This window comes from Streptomyces sp. NPDC047515 (assembly GCF_040643055.1).
In the GTDB taxonomy this organism is placed as follows: Bacteria; Actinomycetota; Actinomycetes; order Streptomycetales; family Streptomycetaceae; genus Streptomyces.
Genome location: NZ_JBEYTM010000004.1, coordinates 1 through 20275, shown reverse-complemented (window position 1 = coordinate 20275; position 20275 = coordinate 1). Strand labels below are relative to the sequence as shown.

At 70.0% G+C, this 20275-nt stretch carries 17 protein-coding genes; 16 read left to right on the top strand and 1 reads right to left on the bottom strand.

Translation table 11 applies throughout. The annotated features are described in order from the left end of the window. Positions 1 to 127 precede the first annotated feature (127 nt). Together uvrA and ABZ826_RS04260 are read left to right on the top strand one after the other, a co-directional pair. Positions 128 to 3187, top strand: coding sequence for an excinuclease ABC subunit UvrA (gene uvrA / locus ABZ826_RS04265; protein ID WP_361441890.1), 3060 nt, complete (start codon positions 128 to 130; stop codon positions 3185 to 3187). 278 nt (positions 3188 to 3465) lie between these two features. Then, positions 3466 to 3894: a Rieske (2Fe-2S) protein gene (locus ABZ826_RS04260; protein ID WP_361441887.1), complete on the top strand. Its 429-nt coding sequence runs from the start codon at positions 3466 to 3468 to the stop codon at positions 3892 to 3894. A gap of 18 nt (positions 3895 to 3912) precedes the next feature. Here ABZ826_RS04260 and ABZ826_RS04255 read toward each other — a convergent pair whose 3' ends face one another. Next, positions 3913 to 4833, bottom strand: coding sequence for a hypothetical protein (locus ABZ826_RS04255; protein WP_361441884.1), 921 nt, complete (start codon positions 4831 to 4833; stop codon positions 3913 to 3915). Positions 4834 to 5063: 230 nt separating this feature from the next. On the opposite strand from ABZ826_RS04255, the gene ABZ826_RS04250 reads away from it, so the two are divergent. The 14 genes from ABZ826_RS04250 to ABZ826_RS04185 all read left to right on the top strand — a co-directional run bounded on the left by ABZ826_RS04250 (position 5064) and on the right by ABZ826_RS04185 (position 19944). Then, positions 5064 to 5702, top strand: a complete 639-nt coding sequence (locus ABZ826_RS04250) for a papain-like cysteine protease family protein (protein ID WP_361441881.1) — start codon at positions 5064 to 5066, stop codon at positions 5700 to 5702. A gap of 7 nt (positions 5703 to 5709) precedes the next feature. Continuing rightward, positions 5710 to 6579 carry a hypothetical protein gene (locus ABZ826_RS04245; RefSeq protein ID WP_361442464.1) on the top strand — a complete coding sequence of 290 codons (870 nt, stop codon included), beginning with the start codon at positions 5710 to 5712 and terminating at the stop codon, positions 6577 to 6579. Positions 6580 to 6695: 116 nt separating this feature from the next. After that, positions 6696 to 8885, top strand: coding sequence for an excinuclease ABC subunit UvrC (uvrC, locus tag ABZ826_RS04240; RefSeq protein WP_361441878.1), 2190 nt, complete (start codon positions 6696 to 6698; stop codon positions 8883 to 8885). Continuing rightward, the gene (gene rapZ / locus ABZ826_RS04235; RefSeq protein ID WP_361441876.1) at positions 8882 to 9877 is read left to right on the top strand and encodes an RNase adapter RapZ; all 996 of its coding nucleotides are present in this window, start codon (positions 8882 to 8884) and stop codon (positions 9875 to 9877) included. The genes uvrC and rapZ overlap by 4 nt, the downstream gene beginning before the upstream one ends. Continuing rightward, on the top strand, positions 9874 to 10908 hold the full coding sequence (gene yvcK, locus ABZ826_RS04230; RefSeq protein ID WP_361441873.1) for a uridine diphosphate-N-acetylglucosamine-binding protein YvcK: 1035 nt from the start codon (positions 9874 to 9876) through the stop codon (positions 10906 to 10908). The genes rapZ and yvcK overlap by 4 nt, the downstream gene beginning before the upstream one ends. Beyond that, entirely contained in the window at positions 10899 to 11888 is a 990-nt protein-coding gene (gene whiA, locus ABZ826_RS04225; RefSeq protein ID WP_030919772.1) for a DNA-binding protein WhiA, read from the top strand. The genes yvcK and whiA overlap by 10 nt, the downstream gene beginning before the upstream one ends. A gap of 260 nt (positions 11889 to 12148) precedes the next feature. After that, positions 12149 to 13159 (top strand): type I glyceraldehyde-3-phosphate dehydrogenase, encoded by a 1011-nt coding sequence (gene gap / locus ABZ826_RS04220; protein ID WP_361441870.1) that lies wholly within the window; start codon positions 12149 to 12151, stop codon positions 13157 to 13159. 109 nt (positions 13160 to 13268) lie between these two features. Continuing rightward, positions 13269 to 14480: a phosphoglycerate kinase gene (locus ABZ826_RS04215; protein WP_361441867.1), complete on the top strand. Its 1212-nt coding sequence runs from the start codon at positions 13269 to 13271 to the stop codon at positions 14478 to 14480. Between the two features lie 6 nt (positions 14481 to 14486). After that, positions 14487 to 15263, top strand: coding sequence for a triose-phosphate isomerase (gene tpiA, locus ABZ826_RS04210; protein ID WP_361441864.1), 777 nt, complete (start codon positions 14487 to 14489; stop codon positions 15261 to 15263). A gap of 115 nt (positions 15264 to 15378) precedes the next feature. Continuing rightward, complete coding sequence (gene secG / locus ABZ826_RS04205; protein ID WP_114243929.1) at positions 15379 to 15615, top strand: preprotein translocase subunit SecG; 237 nt, start codon at positions 15379 to 15381, stop codon at positions 15613 to 15615. Positions 15616 to 15724: 109 nt separating this feature from the next. After that, positions 15725 to 16060 carry an RNA polymerase-binding protein RbpA gene (locus ABZ826_RS04200; protein ID WP_072483070.1) on the top strand — a complete coding sequence of 112 codons (336 nt, stop codon included), beginning with the start codon at positions 15725 to 15727 and terminating at the stop codon, positions 16058 to 16060. Between the two features lie 164 nt (positions 16061 to 16224). Then, positions 16225 to 17877, top strand: coding sequence for a glucose-6-phosphate isomerase (pgi, locus tag ABZ826_RS04195; protein WP_361441859.1), 1653 nt, complete (start codon positions 16225 to 16227; stop codon positions 17875 to 17877). 4 nt (positions 17878 to 17881) lie between these two features. Continuing rightward, a complete protein-coding gene (locus ABZ826_RS04190; RefSeq protein WP_361441856.1) occupies positions 17882 to 18385 on the top strand; it encodes a PH domain-containing protein in 504 nt (167 codons plus the stop codon). Continuing rightward, the gene (locus ABZ826_RS04185; RefSeq protein WP_361441853.1) at positions 18382 to 19944 is read left to right on the top strand and encodes a PH domain-containing protein; all 1563 of its coding nucleotides are present in this window, start codon (positions 18382 to 18384) and stop codon (positions 19942 to 19944) included. The genes ABZ826_RS04190 and ABZ826_RS04185 overlap by 4 nt, the downstream gene beginning before the upstream one ends. Positions 19945 to 20275: the final 331 nt, after the last annotated feature.

Here is a 20275-nt window from a genome sequence, read left to right as displayed (position 1 = left end):
CGTCCGTAAATCGAATGTGCGTGCTATACGCTCGGAGTCGAAAGCTTCGTACATCGCTGTGGCGCCCCCCATACCCTGGGACAGGGGCTCAGTTCCCCCATTTCTCTCTAGAAAGGTGCGGACCGGCGTGGCCGACCGTCTCATCGTCCGTGGCGCTCGCGAGCACAACCTCAAGAACGTCTCGCTCGACCTCCCCCGCGACTCCCTCATCGTCTTCACCGGGCTTTCCGGGTCGGGCAAGTCGTCTCTCGCGTTCGACACGATCTTCGCCGAGGGGCAGCGGCGCTACGTGGAGTCCCTCTCCTCGTACGCCCGCCAGTTCCTCGGCCAGATGGACAAGCCGGACGTCGACTTCATCGAAGGCCTCTCGCCCGCCGTCTCCATCGACCAGAAGTCGACCTCGCGCAACCCGCGCTCGACGGTCGGTACCATCACCGAGGTCTACGACTACCTCCGGCTGCTCTTCGCCCGGATCGGTAAGCCGCACTGCCCCGAGTGCGGACGGCCCATCTCGCGCCAGTCTCCGCAGGCCATCGTCGACAAGGTGCTCGGGCTGCCCGAGGGCAGCCGTTTCCAGGTGCTCGCGCCACTGGTGCGCGAGCGCAAGGGCGAGTTCGTCGATCTCTTCGCCGATCTGCAGACCAAGGGCTACAGCCGGGCCAGGGTCGACGGCGAGACCATCCAGCTCTCCGAGCCGCCCAGGCTGAAGAAGCAGGAGAAGCACACCATCGAGGTGGTCATCGACCGTCTCACGGTGAAGGACAGTGCCAAGCGTCGGCTGACCGACTCGGTCGAGACCGCGCTCGGGCTCTCCGGCGGCATGGTCGTGCTCGACTTCGTCGACCTCCCCGAGGACGACCCCGAGCGTGAGCGGATGTACTCCGAGCACCTCTACTGCCCGTACGACGACCTGTCCTTCGAAGAGCTGGAGCCGCGTTCCTTCTCCTTCAACTCACCCTTCGGCGCCTGCCCCGACTGCACGGGCATCGGCACGCGGATGGAGGTCGACCCGGAGCTGATCGTCCCTGACGAGGAGAGGTCGCTCGACGAGGGCGCGATCCACCCCTGGTCGCACGGCCACACCAAGGAGTACTTCGGCCGGCTGATCGGCGCGCTCGCCGAGGCGCTCGGATTCCGTACGGACATCCCGTGGGCCGGACTGCCGCAGCGTGCCAAGAAGGCCCTGCTCTTCGGCCACAAGATCCAGACCGAGGTCCGCTACCGCAACCGTTACGGGCGCGAGCGCGCCTACACCACACCCGCCTTCGAGGGCGCGGTCCAGTTCGTCAAGCGGCGGCACTCCGAGGCCGAGAGCGACTCCAGCCGGGAGCGCTTCGAGGGCTACATGCGTGAGGTGCCCTGCCCGACCTGTGAGGGCACCAGGCTCAAGCCCATCGTCCTCGCGGTGACGGTGATGGAGAAGTCCATCGCCGAGGTCTCCGCGATGTCGATCAGCGAGTGCGCCGAATTCCTCGGCCGGATGAAGCTGAACGCCCGCGACAAGAAGATCGCCGAGCGGGTGCTGAAGGAGGTCAACGAGCGGCTGAGGTTCCTGGTCGACGTCGGCCTCGACTACCTCTCGCTGAACCGTGCGGCAGGCACCCTGTCCGGCGGTGAGGCCCAGCGCATCCGGCTGGCCACCCAGATCGGCTCCGGCCTGGTCGGCGTGCTGTACGTGCTGGACGAACCGTCCATCGGCCTGCACCAGCGGGACAACCACCGGCTGATCGAGACCCTGGTCCGGCTCCGTGACATGGGCAACACGCTCATCGTGGTCGAGCACGACGAGGACACCATCAAGGTCGCCGACTGGGTCGTCGACATCGGCCCCGGCGCCGGTGAGCACGGCGGGAAGGTGGTCCACTCCGGATCGCTCAAGGAGCTGCTGGGCAACGACGATTCGATCACCGGTCAGTACCTGAACGGCAAGAAGTCGATCACGATGCCCGACATCCGGCGCCCCGTCGACCCGGCGCGCAGGCTCACGGTGCACGGCGCCCGCGAGAACAACCTCCAGGACATCGACGTCTCCTTCCCGCTCGGCGTGCTCACGGCCGTCACGGGCGTCTCCGGTTCGGGTAAGTCGACGCTGGTCAACGACATCCTCTACACCCACTTGGCCCGCGAGCTGAACGGCGCGAAGTCGGTCCCCGGGCGGCACACCCGGGTCGACGGGGACGACCAGGTCGACAAGGTGGTCCACGTCGACCAGTCGCCCATCGGCCGTACGCCCCGGTCCAACCCGGCCACGTACACCGGTGTCTTCGACCACGTCCGCAAGCTGTTCGCGGAGACGATGGAGGCGAAGGTGCGCGGCTATCTGCCGGGCCGCTTCTCCTTCAACGTCAAGGGCGGTCGCTGCGAGAACTGCTCCGGCGACGGCACGATCAAGATCGAGATGAACTTCCTGCCGGACGTGTACGTCCCGTGTGAGGTCTGCCACGGAGCGCGTTACAACCGCGAGACGCTGGAGGTCCATTACAAGGGCAAGTCCATCGCCGAGGTGCTGGACATGCCGATCGAGGAGGGCCTGGAGTTCTTCGAGGCCGTCCCGACGATCGCCCGTCACCTCCGTACATTGCACGAGGTCGGCCTCGGATACGTCAGGCTCGGCCAGTCCGCGCCGACGCTCTCCGGCGGGGAGGCGCAGCGGGTCAAGCTCGCGAGCGAGCTGCAGAAGCGCTCCACCGGCCGCACGGTCTACGTACTGGACGAGCCGACGACGGGTCTGCACTTCGAGGACATCAGCAAGCTCATCAAGGTGCTCTCCGGGCTGGTCGACAAGGGCAACTCGGTGATCGTCATCGAGCACAACCTCGATGTGATCAAGACCGCGGACTGGGTCATCGACATGGGCCCCGAAGGGGGCAACGGCGGCGGCCTGGTCGTCGCCGAGGGAACGCCGGAGCAGGTCGCCGGGGTTCCGGCCAGCCACACCGGCAAGTTCCTCACGGACATCCTGGACCCGGACCGGGTGAGCGAGGCCGCGGTGCCCGCGGCCCGCAAGCCGGTGCGGAACGTGGTGGCGAAGAAGGCCGTCGCCGCGAAGTCGGCCCCGACCAGGAAGACGGCCACGGCCAGGACGAGCGCGGGTCAGGCCGCCAAGTCCGCCACGGCCAGGACCGCCAAGACGGCAGCGGCGAAGAAGCCCGTGGCGAAGAAGACGACGCGCACGCGCAAGGCCTGAGGTCCGCGTACGGCGGCGGCCCCGGATCCAGGGGCCGCCGCTTTCGTCGACACGGGGGGTGCCTCGGCGGGGCCCGTTGTCGCGGCCGAGTGCCCCACACCCTCCTGACCAGCAACGACCGGTCCGGGGTGGCCCGGCCGACGGGGCCCTGGTCTCCGCCGGTATCGTCGGTTCTGTCACCGATGGCTCTGATACTCGCGGTACCTCCGGTATTCGCGGTGCCTCAGTCGCCCGCGGTAACTCTCTGCACCCTGCACCCTCTGACCAGTGGAGACCGCATGCCCGGCCAGCCCGCCGCCCGCCGTACCGTGCTGAAGGGCGCCGCGCTCGCCGGCGCCGCCGGGCTGGGAGCGGCCGCCTGCTCGACCCAGTCGAAGCTCGGCCACGCGGAGACGCCGACACCGACCGCGCCCGTCGAACTCGGCACCCCGGAAGAGGTCCCGGTCGGCGGATCCAAGCTCTACCGGGACCAGCGGGTCATCGTCAGCTGCTCGGCCAAGGGCCAGTACAAGGCGTTCAGCGCCCAGTGCACCCACGCGGGCTGCCTGCTGAACAAGATCGAGGACAACGTGGGGGAGTGCCCCTGCCACGGCAGCCACTTCGACACGACGACCGGTCAGGCGCTGCACGGCCCGGCGACCGCCCCGCTGCCCGCGGTCCCGGTCCGGCTGGAGGGCGGAAAGCTCATCGCGGGCCCCGAGGCCTGACCCCTGTCGCGAACGGATTCACTCCCAGTCCCAGTCGATGCCGACCAGGCCGGGCCGTACCCCCTGCTCCACCAGGTGAACGGTCCGGTGCCGGCCGGTGAGAGTGAGATCCGTACGGGCACCGCGCGGCGCGCCGGCCGACACCTGGGCGAAGCTCCGGCACCGCACCGGCAGCGCGGCCTCGTCGAATGCCACCTGCAGCACGTACTGTCCGCCGCCGAAGCTGAAGCCGCGAACGTACTCGCCGCACGACCCTCCCGTGGCGTCGTCGAAGCCGTAGCCGAAGAGGTACGTGTCACCCGCCCTCAGCCGGGTGTCGAAGAGCAGCTCCGCGACGAGCACCCCCGTCTCCCGGTCCCAGCGCACCCGCCCCGTCCGGCAGTTCTCCCGGGCCGACACCTCCACCCGCGCCGGATCGCAGCCCGGATCGCCCCGGTGGACGGCGAGATAGCGGTCGATGCCGTCCCGGTGCGCGCGCACCACATGCTGCGACTCCCGCCGCCGCAGCTCCCGGCCGGGCCCGATCCACACCCGCTCGTGATGCCCCACCGTGTGCAGCCCGCCGTCCACCGGTGATCCCATCGTGGCGAGCAGCCGCTCCACTGCGCCGGACGCCTGCATCAGGGAACGGTACGACCGCGCCGCCGGCCGGTCGGCGTCCACGCGCCCGCTCCCCAGCAGTCGCAGCAGCGAGTTCCCCGGCAGTTCCAGCACCTCCTCCAGCGCCTTCACGGCCCGCAGCGACTCGGCACGCTGCGGGCGCCTGGCCCCCTGCTGCCAGTAACTCAGGCTGGTCACGCCGACCTTGATCCCACGGTGTGCGAGATGGTGCTGCACCCGCTGGAGCGGCAGCCCGCGCACCGCGAGCGCGGTGCGCAGCGCCAGATGGAACGGGCCGGTGTGCAGCACCTGCGCCAGTTCGGCCTCGGTGTGCTGCATGAGGTCCTCCAGGTGAACGTTCACGACGCGGGGTGGGGAGACCGGTTCGGTGCGGGGTGGTGCCGCAGGTGGCCGGGGGAGATCCGTTCACGTATCCGCCACGCCGTTCACACCGCGATGTTCCCCCGCATTGAAGCGTGTTGACCCGTCCCCGACAACGGTTGATGCTCCTCGAACAGCGTCCGGACGCGCTCCTGCGATCACACACCCCCCGCATTGGGAGGAACGCCATGCGCAACCGAAGAATCCGACCGGGACGACTCCCGATCACGGCCGTCCTCGCAGCCGTCCTGCTCGCCGTACCGACGGCGACCGCCTCGGCGGAGCAGACCCCCACCACGACCCCCTCGGCGGCACGGCGCACCACCGCCGTCGGCAGCGGCATCGCCGCCACCCAGCGTCTGAACATCACGATGCAGGCGCAGCAGAAGACCAACTGGTGCTGGGCGGCGTCCGGCAACACCATCGCCACCTGGTTCGGCCGCAACTACTCGCAGAACCAGTTCTGCAACGCCGCGTTCGGACGTGCCCAGGGCTACGACTGCCCCAACTCGCAGGCCTCGCTGGGCAATGTCCAGAACGGACTCGACTGGGCCGGGATCAACCCCGGTTCGTACGTCACCGGCTGGCTGCGCTACCCCACCGTCCAGGCCGAGATCGCCGCGGGACGCCCCGTCGAGACCCGCATCCAGTGGTCTTCGGGCGGCGGTCACATGCATGTCCTGTACGGGTACGACGACGCGAACAGCTGGGTCTACTGGGGCGATCCCTGGCCCTCCAGCAACCGTTACAACTGGGCCTCGCACGCCTGGTACGTGAGCAACGACGAGTTCTCCTGGACCCATTCGCTCTACCGGATCGGAGCGTGACGAAGTGATCTCCAGGACCACACGCACCGCCCGGTCCGTGGCCGCCGCCATAGCCGCCACCGGCGTTCTGACCGGCGCCGCCCTGCTCACCGTCACGGCTCCGCAGGCGGCCGCCGACACCGGCCTCGCTGCCGATCCGGCCGCCCTGAGCGCCGCCCGCCGAGCGGCCACCGCCCCCGCGACCCTGGACACTCTGTCCCGGTTCTTCGCCCTCGAGGGCGCGATCACCCGGTCGGCGGCCGCACCGCGCATCGAGGGGCCCGCCGTCCCGGTGCGCAGCCTCGCTCCGGACTTCGTCGCCGGGAAACCGGGAGCGCCCGTCGCCCGGCTGGACTACCTCGCCACCACGGCCGTCTCCTCGGACGGCCAGAAGGCGTCCCTGTGGACCCTTCCGACGGAAGGGAAGGACGGCGCCTGGCAGGTGGTGAACATCGCCAGCGGCGACGACGAGACGAGGTACGCCGCAGCGGGCGCCCGCAAGCTCCCCGGCGGGACGGTGTTCCACGAGCCGCAGACGGACGCCTGGTACGTCCAGAAGGGGTCCAGGGTGCTCCCCCTGGACGAGGACGCGGTCCGCGCGGTCGGTGCCCGCGGCACCACCCTGGCCGTCTACCGCGCCCGGGTGCAGCGGGCCTACGGTGACAAGCTCCCCGGCTCCGGTTACGCCCGCTCCGGCAAGGCGGGCGGCTACGGACCGTCCGCCACTGCCTCAGGCCCCCGGCAGGGCGCCGGAGGGGACCGCCGGGTGGCTGCCGCGGGCGCGGCCTCCGACACGGCCCTGACCGCCACGTCGGCCGCCGCCGGAACGGGCGTCCTCGCCGTGCTCGCCCTCGGCGGCATCACGGCCCTGCGCAACCGCCGCCGGACGGCCCCGTGACCGGCGACCGCACCCCCTGACCCGTGCTCCGCGGCGCGCTCCCCGGTCCGCGCCCCGGAGCACGGGTCCACCGCCGACAGACCGCGCTGTCACTGCCCGCAAGTAGGGTGGGACACATGGCAGACCCCTCCAGCTACCGCCCCAAGCCGGGACAGATCCCCGACTCCCCGGGGGTCTACAAATTCCGCGACGAACACCGCCGGGTGATCTACGTCGGCAAGGCCAAGAACCTGCGCCAGCGCCTGGCCAACTACTTCCAGGACCTGGCCGCGCTCCACCCGCGTACGCGCACGATGGTCACCACGGCCGCCTCGGTGGAGTGGACCGTCGTCTCCACGGAGGTCGAGGCGCTCCAGCTGGAGTACTCCTGGATCAAGGAGTTCGACCCCCGGTTCAACGTCAAGTACCGCGACGACAAGAGCTATCCGTATCTGGCGGTGACGCTCAACGAGGAATTCCCGCGGGTCCAGGTCATGCGCGGAGCCAAGAAGAAGGGCGTGCGCTACTTCGGCCCCTACGGGCACGCCTGGGCGATCCGCGAGACGGTCGACCTGATGCTCCGGGTCTTCCCGGTGCGTACGTGTTCCGCAGGGGTCTTCAAGAACGCCGCCAGGACCGGCCGCCCGTGCCTTCTCGGCTACATCGGCAAGTGCTCGGCCCCTTGCGTGGGCCGGGTCACCCCCGAGGAGCACCGCGAACTGGCGGACGACTTCTGCGACTTCATGGCCGGTCGCACCGGTACGTACATCCGCCGCCTGGAGAAGGACATGTTGGCGGCGGCCGAGGAGATGGAGTACGAGCGGGCGGCCCGGCTCCGCGACGACGTGGAGGCCCTCAAGCGGGCCATGGAGAAGAGCGCCGTTGTCCTCGCCGACGCCACCGACGCCGACCTGATCGCGGTCGCCGAGGACGAGCTCGAAGCCGCCGTCCAGATCTTCCATGTCCGCGGTGGCCGGGTGCGCGGCCAGCGCGGCTGGGTCACCGACAAGGTCGAGAACGTCGACACCTCGGGCCTGGTCGAGCACGCCCTGCAACAGCTGTACGGCGAGGAGACGGGTGACTCCGTCCCCAAAGAGGTGCTCGTCCCGGCCCTCCCCGAGGACCCCGACTCGATCTCCCAGTGGCTCGCCCACCGCCGGGGCTCCCAGGTCAGCCTGCGCATCCCGCAGCGCGGTGACAAGAAGGACCTGATGGCGACGGTCCAGCGCAATGCCCAGCAGGCCCTGGGGCTGCACAAGACCAAGCGCGCCTCGGACCTGACGACCCGCTCCCGCGCCCTGGAGGAGATCGCCGAGGCGCTCGGCCTCGACACGGCCCCGCTGCGCATCGAGTGCTTCGACATCTCCCACCTCCAGGGCGACGACGTGGTCGCGTCCATGGTCGTCTTCGAGGACGGGCTGGCCCGCAAGAGCGAGTACCGCCGCTTCCAGATCAAGGGCTTCGAGGGCCAGGACGACGTCCGGTCGATGCACGAGGTGATCGGCCGCCGTTTCAAGCGGTACCTCCAGGAGAAGGAGCGGACGGGGGAGTGGGAGGAGACCCCCGCTCCCACCGGTCCCGTCCCTGCATCGCAGACCGCCCCGGCCGGCAGCGACACCGTCGCCCTCACGGGCGCCGCACGGGGCACGGACACGGCTCTCCTCCCTGTCGTCGCCCCCGGCGACGGCATCTCTCCCGACCAGGGGACCGCACCCACCGGGCAGACCGTCCCCGGACCGGGTACGGGCCCTGTCCCGGAAAGTGCTTCGGACCCGGACACCGAGCCCCGTGAGGACGACGGCCGGCCCAAGCGGTTCGCGTATCCGCCGCAGCTCGTCGTGGTCGACGGCGGCCAGCCGCAGGTCGCCGCGGCCAAGCGGGCCCTCGACGAGCTGGGGATCGACGACATCGCCGTCTGCGGCCTCGCCAAGCGCCTCGAAGAGGTCTGGCTGCCCGAGGACGACGACCCCGTTGTCCTGCCCCGCTCCAGCGAGGGCCTCTACCTCCTCCAGCGCGTCCGTGACGAGGCCCACCGTTTCGCGATCACGTATCAGCGCGCCAAGCGGGCCAAGCGCATCCGTTCCAGCCCCCTGGACGCGGTCGCAGGCCTCGGCGAGACCCGGAAACAGGCGTTGATCAAGCATTTCGGCTCCGTGAAGAAGCTGAGGCAGGCGACAATCGACGAGATTTGCGAGGTTCCGGGGATAGGCCGCAGAACGGCGGAATCAGTGGCTGTCGCCCTGGCCTCGGCCGCCCCGGCCACGCCCGCCGTGAACACGGCGACAGGAGAGATCATTGAAGAGGACGACGGGGGCAGCACGACATGACTGAGCACGAGCACGAGCACGAACACGAAGTCGAGCACGAACACGAAGTCGAGCAGGACAGCACCGACCGAACAGACGGAGCAGGACACGTGAGTACGGGCACCACCACCGACACGGGTGACGGGAACGCGGCCATCCCCGAGCTGGTGATCATCTCCGGGATGTCGGGCGCCGGGCGCAGCACCGCGGCCAAGTGTCTGGAGGACCTCGGCTGGTTCGTCGTCGACAACCTGCCACCCGCCCTGATCCCCACCATGGTCGAGCTCGGCGCCCGCTCGCAGGGCAACGTGGCCCGTATCGCCGTCGTCGTCGACGTACGCGGCCGCCGCTTCTTCGACAACCTCCGTGACTCCCTCGCCGACCTGGAGGCCAAGCACGTCACCCGGCGGATCGTCTTCCTGGAGTCCTCCGACGACGCCCTGGTCCGCCGCTTCGAATCGGTCCGCCGCCCGCACCCGCTCCAGGGCGACGGCCGGATCGTCGACGGCATCGCCGCCGAGCGGGACCTGCTGCGCGAGCTGCGCGGCGACGCCGACCTGGTGATCGACACCTCCAGCCTCAATGTGCACGAACTGCGGGCCAAGATGGATGCCCAGTTCGCCGGCGACGAGGAGCCGGAGCTGCGCGCCACGGTGATGTCCTTCGGCTTCAAGTACGGCCTGCCGGTCGACGCCGACCTGGTGGTCGACTGCCGCTTCCTGCCCAACCCGCACTGGGTCCCCGAGCTGCGGCCGTTCACCGGGCTCAACGAAGAGGTCTCCGCCTACGTCTTCGACCAGCCCGGCGCCAAGGAATTCCTCAACCAGTACACGGAACTGCTCCAGCTCATCGCCGCCGGCTACCGCCGCGAGGGCAAGCGCTACGTGACGATCGCCGTCGGCTGCACGGGCGGCAAGCACCGCTCCGTGGCCATGTCGGAGAAGCTCGCGGCCAGGCTCGCGACCGAAGGCATCGAGACCGTCCTCGTCCACCGGGACATGGGGCGCGAGTGACCAGCCGTAATCTGCGCCTGCGGCGGCTGCGCAGAGCCGCCTCTGCGCTGCCCGGCCGCAAGCGCGGCGCGCAGCCCAAGGTCGTCGCGCTCGGCGGCGGCATGGGTCTGTCCGCGTCACTCGCCGCGCTGCGCCGGATCACCGGCGATCTCACAGCCGTGGTCACGGTCGCCGACGACGGCGGCTCCAGCGGCCGGCTCCGCGAGGAGCTCGGCGTCCTGCCGCCCGGCGACCTGCGCAAGGCGCTCGCCGCCCTGTGCGGTGACGACGACTGGGGCCAGACCTGGGCCCGGGTCATCCAGCACCGCTTCCAGTCCAAGGGCGATCTGCACGAGCACGCGGTGGGCAATCTGCTGATCGTCGCCCTGTGGGAGCAGCTCGGTGACCACGTGCAGGCCCTGGACCTGGTCGGCAAGCTCCTCGGGGCGCACGGCCGGGTGCTGCCCATGTCCGCCGTGCCGCTGGAGCTCCAGGCGCTCGTACGGGGCCACGACCCGGACCGACCGGACGACGTGGACACGGTGCGCGGCCAGGCCACCGTGGCGCTCACCCCGGGCGAGGTGCAGTCCGTCCATCTCGTCCCGCACGACCCGCCGGCCGTCCCCGAGGCAGTCGCCGCGGTCCTGGACGCCGACTGGGTGGTGCTCGGTCCGGGGTCCTGGTTCTCCTCCGTGATCCCCCATCTGCTCGTTCCGGAACTGCTCGACGCGCTCGTCGAGACCAAGGCCCGCAAAGTCCTCTCGCTCAACCTCGCACCGCAACCCGGCGAAACTGATGGCTTCTCTCCGCAGCGTCATTTGGAGGTTTTGGGACGACACGCCCCTAAACTCGCCATGGACGTGGTGCTGGCCGACGAAGCCGCCGTGCCCGATCGTGAGTCCCTCGCCGACGCCGCCAAGCGGCTCGGCGCCGCGGTCGAGCTGGCGCCGGTGGCCTCACCCGACGGCGTTCCGATCCATGATCCGGAGCTGTTGGCCGCCGCGTACGACCGTATTTTTCGGATGCATGGAAGGATCGGCCCATGGCGATGACGCCGGCGGTGAAGGACGAAATCTCTCGGCTTCCCGTGACCCGGACCTGCTGCAGGAAGGCAGAAGTCTCGGCGATCCTTCGGTTCGCGGGCGGGCTGCACCTGGTGAGCGGCCGGATCGTGATCGAGGCGGAGCTGGACACCGCGATGGCGGCGCGCCGGCTGAAGCGGGACATCCTCGAAATCTTCGGGCACAGCTCGGAGCTGATCGTGATGGCTCCCGGCGGGCTGCGGCGCGGCTCCCGCTATGTCGTCCGGGTGGTGGCGGGGGGCGATCAGCTGGCCCGCCAGACCGGCCTGGTGGACGGTCGCGGCCGGCCCATCCGCGGTCTGCCGCCGCAGGTGGTCTCGGGGGCCACCTGCGACGCCGAGGCCGCCTGGCGCGGGGCCTTCCTGGCCCATGGCTCGCTCACCGAGCCGGGCCGCTCCTCCTCGCTGGAGGTGACCTGCCCGGGGCCGGAGGCGGCACTCGCACTGGTCGGCGCGGCCCGCAGGCTCTCCATCGCGGCGAAGGCCCGCGAGGTGCGGGGGGTGGACCGGGTCGTCGTCCGCGACGGTGACGCGATCGGTGCGCTGCTCACCCGGCTCGGCGCCCATGAGTCGGTGCTGGCCTGGGAGGAGCGGCGGATGCGCCGTGAGGTCCGGGCCACGGCCAACCGGCTCGCCAACTTCGACGACGCCAACCTGCGCCGTTCCGCGCGGGCCGCGGTCGCCGCCGGCGCCCGGGTGGGACGCGCGCTGGAGATCCTCGGCGAGGAGGTGCCCGAGCATCTCGCGGCGGCCGGACGGCTGCGCATGGAGCACAAGCAGGCATCCCTGGAGGAGCTGGGCGCGCTCGCCGACCCGCCGCTGACGAAGGACGCGGTCGCCGGCCGGATCCGCCGACTCCTGGCGATGGCCGACAAGCGGGCCCAGGACCTGGGGATCCCGGGGACGGAATCGACTCTCAGCGAGGAGCTCGCCGACGGGCTGGTGGGGTGACCCGCGAAGGCTGTGAAATCGGCCGAATTCAGAACGCTGGGAAATCCCCGGGGCGTTGACGCTCCGTAGTCGTGACTGCGTGTCCGGCGGGGTATCCGCAGGCCCGTACTCCTACCGAGGAATACGGGCCTCGGCGCTTCTTACGGCCCCGCTCGATGTCACCCCGGGGCCCTCGGAGAGGTAGGGTCGGAGGCGGTCGGGGACATCTCATACAACTCGCCGGGGTGAAAACCCCGCGTACCTAACGAGGAGATCGGTTCGTGACGATCCGCGTAGGCATCAACGGCTTTGGCCGCATCGGTCGTAACTACTTCCGCGCGCTGCTGGAGCAGGGTGCGGACATCGAGATCGTGGCTGTCAACGACCTGGGTGACACCGCGACCACGGCCCACCTGCTGAAGTACGACACCATTCTGGGGCGTCTGAAGGCAGAGGTCAGCCACACCGCCGACACCATCACCGTCGATGGTCACACGATCAAGGTGCTCTCCGAGCGCAACCCGGCCGACATCCCCTGGGGTGAGCTGGGCGTCGACATCGTCATCGAGTCGACCGGCATCTTCACGAAGAAGGCCGACGCCGAGAAGCACATCGCCGGCGGCGCCAAGAAGGTCCTCATCTCGGCTCCGGCCAAGGGTGAGGACATCACCATCGTGATGGGCGTCAACCAGGACAAGTACGACGCGGCCAACCACCACGTCATCTCCAACGCGTCCTGCACGACCAACTGTGTCGCACCGATGGCCAAGGTTCTGGATGAGAACTTCGGCATCGTCAAGGGCCTCATGACGACGGTCCACGCGTACACGAACGACCAGCGCATCCTGGACTTCCCGCACTCGGACCTGCGTCGCGCCCGCGCCGCCGCCGAGAACATCATCCCGACCACCACCGGCGCGGCCAAGGCCACCGCCCTGGTGCTCCCGCAGCTGAAGGGCAAGCTGGACGGCATCGCCATGCGCGTCCCGGTCCCGACCGGCTCGGCCACCGACCTGGTCGTGGAGCTGCAGCGCGAAATCACCAAGGACGAGGTCAACGCCGCGTTCAAGAAGGCCGCCGACGACGGCGACCTCAAGGGCATCCTGTACTACACCGAAGACCCGATCGTGTCCTCGGACATCGTCGGCGACCCGGCGTCCTGCACCTTCGACTCCTCGCTGACGATGGTTCAGGAGGGCAAGTCGGTGAAGATCCTGGGCTGGTACGACAACGAGTGGGGTTACTCCAACCGTCTTGTCGACCTGACCGTCTTCGTCGGCAACCAGCTCTGACCTCCGGGTCGGCAGGCACCTCGATGTGAGCACGGGGCTCGAACAGCGCAACGCCGCGCCGTTCGAGCCCCGTTGCATGCTCCCTCGTCCTTCCAAGGAGTCCAGCAAGATGAAGACGATCGACGAACTTCTCGCCGAAGGGGTCACCGGCAAGCGCGTATTCGTCCGCGCCGACCTCAACGTGCCGCTGAGCGGCACCACCATCACCGACGACGGCCGCATCCGCGCCGTCCAGCCGACCGTGGAGAAGCTCGCCGCGGCCGGGGCGCGGGTCGTCGTCGCCTCGCACCTGGGCCGCCCCAAGGGGGCCCCGGACCCGGCCTTCTCCCTGGCGCCCGCCGCCGCCCGCCTCGGTGAGCTCCTCGGCGCCGACGTGGCCTTCGCGACCGACACGGTCGGCGAGTCCGCCCGCGCCACGGTCGCCGCGCTCACCGACGGCCGGGTCGCCGTCATCGAGAACCTGCGCTTCAACCCCGGTGAGACGTCCAAGGACGACGCCGAGCGCGGTGCGTTCGCCGACCGGCTCGCCGAGCTCGCCGACGTGTACGTGGGCGACGGCTTCGGGGCTGTGCACCGCAAGCACGCCTCGGTCTTCGACCTCCCGGCCCGGCTGCCGCACGCCGCCGGCGACCTGATCGCCACCGAGGTCGGCGTCCTGAAGAAGCTCACCGAGAATGTCGAGCGCCCCTACGCCGTCGTGCTCGGCGGCTCCAAGGTCTCGGACAAGCTCGGCGTCATCGACCACCTGCTGGAGCGCGCCGACCGCATTCTCATCGGCGGCGGCATGGCGTACACCTTCCTCAAGGCCCAGGGGCACGAGGTCGGCAGCTCCCTCCTCCAGGAGGACCAGATCCCGGCGGTGCTGGAGTACCTCAAGCGCGCCGAGGAGAAGGGCGTGGAGTTCGTGCTCCCCGTCGACGTCGTGGTCTGCGAGCAGTTCCCGGACCTCAAGGCCAAGGCCCCGACACAGCACCGCACCGTGCCCGCGGACGCGATCCCGGCCGGTTTCATGGGGCTGGACAACGGTCCCGAGACCAACAAGCTGTACGCCTCGAAGCTCGCCGACGCCGTCACCGTCTTCTGGAACGGCCCGATGGGCGTCTTCGAGCACCCCGACTATGCCGAGGGCACCCGGGCCGTGGCCCAGGCCCTCGTCGACTCCTCGGGCTTCAGTGTCGTCGGCGGTGGTGACTCCGCCGCCGCCGTCCGCATCCTGGGCTTCGACGAAAACGCATTCGGACACATCTCGACCGGCGGCGGCGCCAGCCTCGAATACCTTGAGGGCAAGACGCTTCCCGGCCTCGCCGCACTGGAGGACTGACCTTTCATGACCACTCGCACCCCGCTGATGGCGGGCAACTGGAAGATGAACCTCAACCACCTTGAGGCCATCGCACACGTCCAGAAGCTCGCCTTCGCCCTGGCCGACAAGGACTACGAGGCCGTCGAGGTCGCAGTCCTGCCGCCCTTCACCGACCTGCGCTCCGTGCAGACGCTGATCGACGGCGACAAGCTGAAGATCAAGTACGGCGCCCAGGACATCTCGGCGCACGACTCCGGCGCGTACACCGGTGAGATCTCCGGCCCGATGCTCGCCAAGCTGAAGTGCACCTACGTCGCCGTCGGCCACAGCGAGCGCCGCCAGTACCACGGCGAGACCGACGAGATCTGCAACAGCAAGGTGAAGGCCGCCTACAAGCACGGCCTGACCCCGATCCTCTGCGTCGGCGAGGAACTGGAGGTCCGTGACGCGGGCAACCACGTCGCGCACACGCTCGCGCAGGTCGACGGCGCGCTGCAGGACATCCCGGCCGAGCAGGCCGAGTCGATCGTGATCGCGTACGAGCCGGTCTGGGCGATCGGGACCGGCAAGGTCTGCGGCGCCGACGACGCCCAGGAGGTCTGCGCGGCGATCCGCGGCCGCCTCGCCGAGCTGTACTCCCAGGAGCTGGCCGACAAGGTCCGCATCCAGTACGGCGGCTCCGTGAAGTCCGGGAACGTCGCCGAGATCATGTCGAAGCCGGATGTGGACGGCGCCCTGGTCGGCGGCGCGGCGCTGGACGCCGACGAGTTCGTCAAGATCGTCCGCTTCCGCGACCAGTGAGTATGCGGTAGCGCGGATCCGTCGTACCCTTGCGGGGGCCGGGGAGGGCGTGGCCTCCCGGCCCCCGTTGTTCGCACATGCAGTCCAGAGGAATTCCGGAAAGTAGGGACCAGCCGTGATTTTGGCGTTCGAGATCGCCCTGATCGTCTTCAGCCTGCTGCTGATGCTGCTGGTGCTGATGCACAAGGGAAAGGGCGGCGGTCTCTCCGACATGTTCGGCGGCGGCATGCAGTCGTCCGTGGGCGGCTCCTCGGTCGCCGAGCGGAACCTCGACCGGATCACCGTGTTCATCGGTCTGGCCTGGTTCGCGTGCATTGTTGTGCTTGGTCTGCTGATCAAGCTGGACAACTGACCCGTCGTACGCGATTCCCGGTGAGGGTGTAACTCCTTTCACTGGACGCGCGTTGGGCCTTACGTAGACTGGGGCATCTTCGAGCACCATCACGCAGGGAGTTACGACCGTGGCAAGTGGCAACGCGATCCGGGGAAGCCGGGTCGGAGCGGGGCCGATGGGGGAGGCCGAGCGTGGCGAGTCCGCGCCGCGTCTCCGCATCTCCTTCTGGTGCTCGAACGGGCACGAGACGCAGCCGAGCTTCGCCAGTGACGCGCAGGTACCGGAGACTTGGGACTGTCCGCGCTGTGGTTTCCCGGCCGGCCAGGACCGGGACAGCCCGCCCGACCCGCCGCGCACCGAGCCGTACAAGACGCACCTCGCGTACGTACGCGAGCGGCGCAGCGACGCGGACGGCGAGGCCATCCTCGCCGAGGCCCTGGCGAAACTCCGGGGCGAAATCTAACGCCTCGCACCCGAAGTTCACCGGCCGGGCACCCACGGGGTGCCCGGCCGGACTGCTTTTGCCGTGCCGCAGCTTCCCATTGTCTCGTCAACCCCTCTGATCAATTAAGTTGGAGAGGCAGCGGGGCATCTGCAGGCACGAGAAGAAGTGGGCTGATATCCGGGATGAATACACCTAGCCGAACCAGGCTCAACCAGACGCCCGAATGGAACGCTCTGGGCAAGCATCGTGAGCAGCTCGGGACGACGCATCTGCGGCAGCTCTTCGCGGACAATCCGCGGCGCGGTACCGGATACACCCTCCGGGTCGGTGATCTGTATGTCGACTACTCCAAGCACCTGGTCACCGACGAGACGCTCCGGCTGCTGCGCGAACTGGCCGCGACCACCGGAGTGGCACAGCTGCGGGACGCGATGTTCCGCGGCGAGAAGATCAACACCACCGAGGACCGCGCCGTCCTGCACACCGCGCTGCGTGCCCCGCGCGACGCGGTGATCGAGGTCGACGGCGAGAACGTGGTGCCCGGTGTGCACGCCGTGCTCGACAAGATGGCGTCCTTCTCCGACCGCATCAGGTCGGGGGAGTGGACGGGTCACACCGGCAAGCGCATCAGGAACGTCGTCAACATCGGCATCGGCGGCTCCGACCTCGGACCCGCCATGGCGTACGAGGTGCTGCGCTCCTTCACGGACCGCTCGCTCACCGTCCGCTTCGTGTCGAACGTCGATGGCGCCGACCTCCACGAGGCCGTGCGCGATCTCGACCCGGCCGAGACGCTCTTCGTCATCGCGTCGAAGACCTTCACCACGATCGAGACCATCACCAACGCCACCTCCGCCCGCGACTGGCTGCTGACCGGACTGAGGGCCGGTCAGGAAGCGGTCGCCAAGCACTTCGTGGCGCTGTCGACGAACGCCGCCAAGGTCGCGGACTTCGGCATCGACACCGCCAACATGTTCGAGTTCTGGGACTGGGTCGGCGGCCGTTACTCGTACGACTCCGCCATCGGTCTCTCGCTGATGATCGCCATCGGCCCGGACCGGTTCCGCGAGATGCTCGACGGCTTCCACCTGGTCGACGAGCACTTCCGCACCGCCCCCGCCGAGGAGAACGTCCCGCTGCTGCTGGGCCTGTTGGGCGTCTGGTACGGAGCGTTCTTCGACGCCCAGTCGCACGCCGTGCTGCCGTACAGCCACTATCTGTCCAAGTTCACCGCGTACTTGCAGCAGCTGGACATGGAGTCCAACGGCAAGTCCGTGGACCGGAACGGCGAGCCGGTCGACTGGCAGACCGGACCGGTCGTCTGGGGCACTCCCGGCACCAACGGGCAGCACGCCTACTACCAGCTGATCCACCAGGGCACCAAGGTCATCCCGGCCGACTTCATCGGTTTCGCCGAGCCGGTCGCGGACCTGCTGCCCGGTCTCGTCGCCCAGCACGATCTGCTGATGGCCAACTTCTTCGCGCAGACGCAGGCGCTGGCCTTCGGCAAGACGCCGGACGAGGTCCGTGCCGAAGGCGTCGCCGAGGAACTGGTGCCGCACAAGACCTTCAAGGGCAACCACCCGACGACGACGATCCTGGCCGACCGCCTGACCCCGTCGGTCCTCGGCCAGCTGATCGCGCTGTACGAGCACAAGGTCTTCGTCCAGGGCGCCGTCTGGAACATCGACTCCTTCGACCAGTGGGGCGTCGAACTCGGCAAGGTGCTCGCCAAGAGGATCGAGCCGGTGCTGACCGAAGGCCGGGGAGGCGAGGGGCTGGACAGCTCGACCGCCGCACTCGTCGAGGCGTACCGCGCCCGCAGGGCGCGCTGAGCCGATGACCACGGGGGAGCGGACGGTGCGGCTGAGGCCGCCGAACAACACCCTGGACCCGAGGGCCGTCGGCTGGTGGCGGGCCCAGTGGCTGCTGCTGACCGCGGCGCCGGTGGTCGTCCTGGCCGTGCTGGGCGCGCTCATCGAGCCCGCCCGGTTCTGGCTGCTGCTGCCCGCCGCGGTCGTCGCGGTCCTTGGCGTCGGCTGCGCCGTCCTCTTCCCCCTCTGGTGGTTCCGCACCCACCGCTGGGAGGTCACCGACGAAGCGGTGTACGTCAGAACCGGCGTGCTGCGTCAGGAGTGGCGGATCGCCCCGATGTCCCGGATCCAGACCGTGGACACCGTGCGCGGCCCGCTCGAACAGCTCTACCGGCTCGCCACGGTCACCGTCACCACCGCGTCGTCCAAGGGCGCGGTGCGGATCGAGGGACTGGGCCACGAGCTGGCGGCCGAGCTGGCCGAGCGGCTGACCCGGATAACCCAGGACACCCCAGGGGACGCCACATGAGCGCCGGGACGACCGTCTTCCCGGAGGCTGACGACGACAGCGCCGACGGCCCCGGTGCCGCTGCCGGCTGGCGGCGGCTGGACCGGCGCACGGTCCTCGTCAGCGCACTCGTCACGGCCGGGGTGGCGGCCGGCGCGGCCGTGCCCACCACGCTGGGGCTCTCCGGGCGGTTCGGGTTCGGGCCCGCGGTCGCCTGGGTGCTGGCCGGTGCCGTCGTGCTGATCGCGAGCGCCGCGGCCGGCGATCACGTACGGTGGCGCCGCACCCGCTACCGCGTCGGCGCCGAACGGGTCGAGCTCCACACCGGGCTGCTCCTGGTCAAGAAGCGCTCACTGGCCCGTGAACGCATCCGCAGCGTCGACCTCACCGCCCACCCGCTGCAACGGGTCCTCGGTCTGGTCGCCGTCCGCATCGGCACCGGCGAGCACTCCGGCAACGAATCCACCCTGGAACTGGACCCGGTCCCCAAGGCCGAGGGCGAACTGCTCCGCCGCGAGCTGCTGGAGCGTACGGCCACCGCAGCCCCGGGCACCCATCGCGAGGGCGAGCTCGTCGCCCTCGACCCGCGCTGGATCCGCTACGCACCGGTCTCGTTCGTCGCCCCCGCGCTCGGCGGTGCGGCGGCCGGTGGGGTGATGCAGGTCAGCGACTGGTTCGGGGCGCAGGGGCGGGTGATCGACTGGATCGGTGACCGGTTCCGGGACACCTCGCTGATCGCCGTGATCATGACCCTCGTCGCCGCCGCGATCGCCGCCGGGGTCGTCGGCGCGCTCGGCCTGTGGGTCGAGATGTGGTGGGGCTACCGGCTGGAGCGCGAACCCGGCGGTACCCTGCGCGTCCGGCGCGGACTGCTGACCTCCCGCTCCGTCTCCATCGAGGAGCGGCGGCTGCGCGGTGTCGACCTCGTCGAACCGCTCGGCATCCGGCCGTTCGGCGCCGCCAGGGTCGACGCGATCACCACCGGGCTCGCCAAGGACGACGAGGAGCAGCACGGCGACCACAACACCCTGCTGCCCGCCGCGCCGCGCCGCGTCGCCGACGCGGTGGCCGCCGATGTCCTGCGCGAGGTCACGTCCCCGACGGGCACCCCGCTGACCCGGCACCCCCGCGCGGCCCGGGGCCGGCGGTCGCGCCGGGCGTGCTGGGCCGTCGTCGCACCCGTCGCCGTCCTCGTCGTCCTGGGGGTGCTGCTGACACCCGTCCTGCTCTGGATCGCGCTCGCCTGCGCGGTCGTCGGGCTGCCCGCCGGGCTGCTCCTCGCCCGGGACGCGTACCGCGGCCTGGGACACGCCGTCAGCGGCGACTACCTGGTGGTCCGGTCCGGCACGGTGCGGCGCTCGACCGCCGCCCTGGAGCGGGCCGGTGTCATCGGCTGGACGGTCAGGCAGACGTACTTCCAGCGACGGGCCGGGGTGCTGAGCCTCACCGCGACGACGGCCGCCGGATCGGGTGCGTACACGGCGTACGACGCCGATGCGAGCGAGGGACTCGACTTCGCCTCCCAGGCCGTTCCGGGCCTGCTGGAACCCTTCCTGGAGCGGACTCCGCCCGCCGGGTGACCGCGCGGTGCCCGGCCGTGCGCCGCGTCGACGAACAGTGCCCGTCCGACGCTCTCGGCGCGTGCGGTGCCGGACCGGGCTCGGCCCCTCCTGAATCCCGCCGCGCCCCTCACGGCGGTCGCAGCGGGCCGTGCCCAGCACGCCGCAGGCCCGGTTCGCTCCGAGGAACGAACCGGGCCTGCGTACAACGGCACTGACGACGGCTCAGAGCCTGTCGGGCGGCCTTCGATCGGATCGCGGACGCGGTCTGGTGCGTGCGATTCCAAGGCGCCGGGATGTCCTCGGACGGGGTCTCCCCTGCTCGAACGAAGCTGAGAGCTCGGGGATGGAG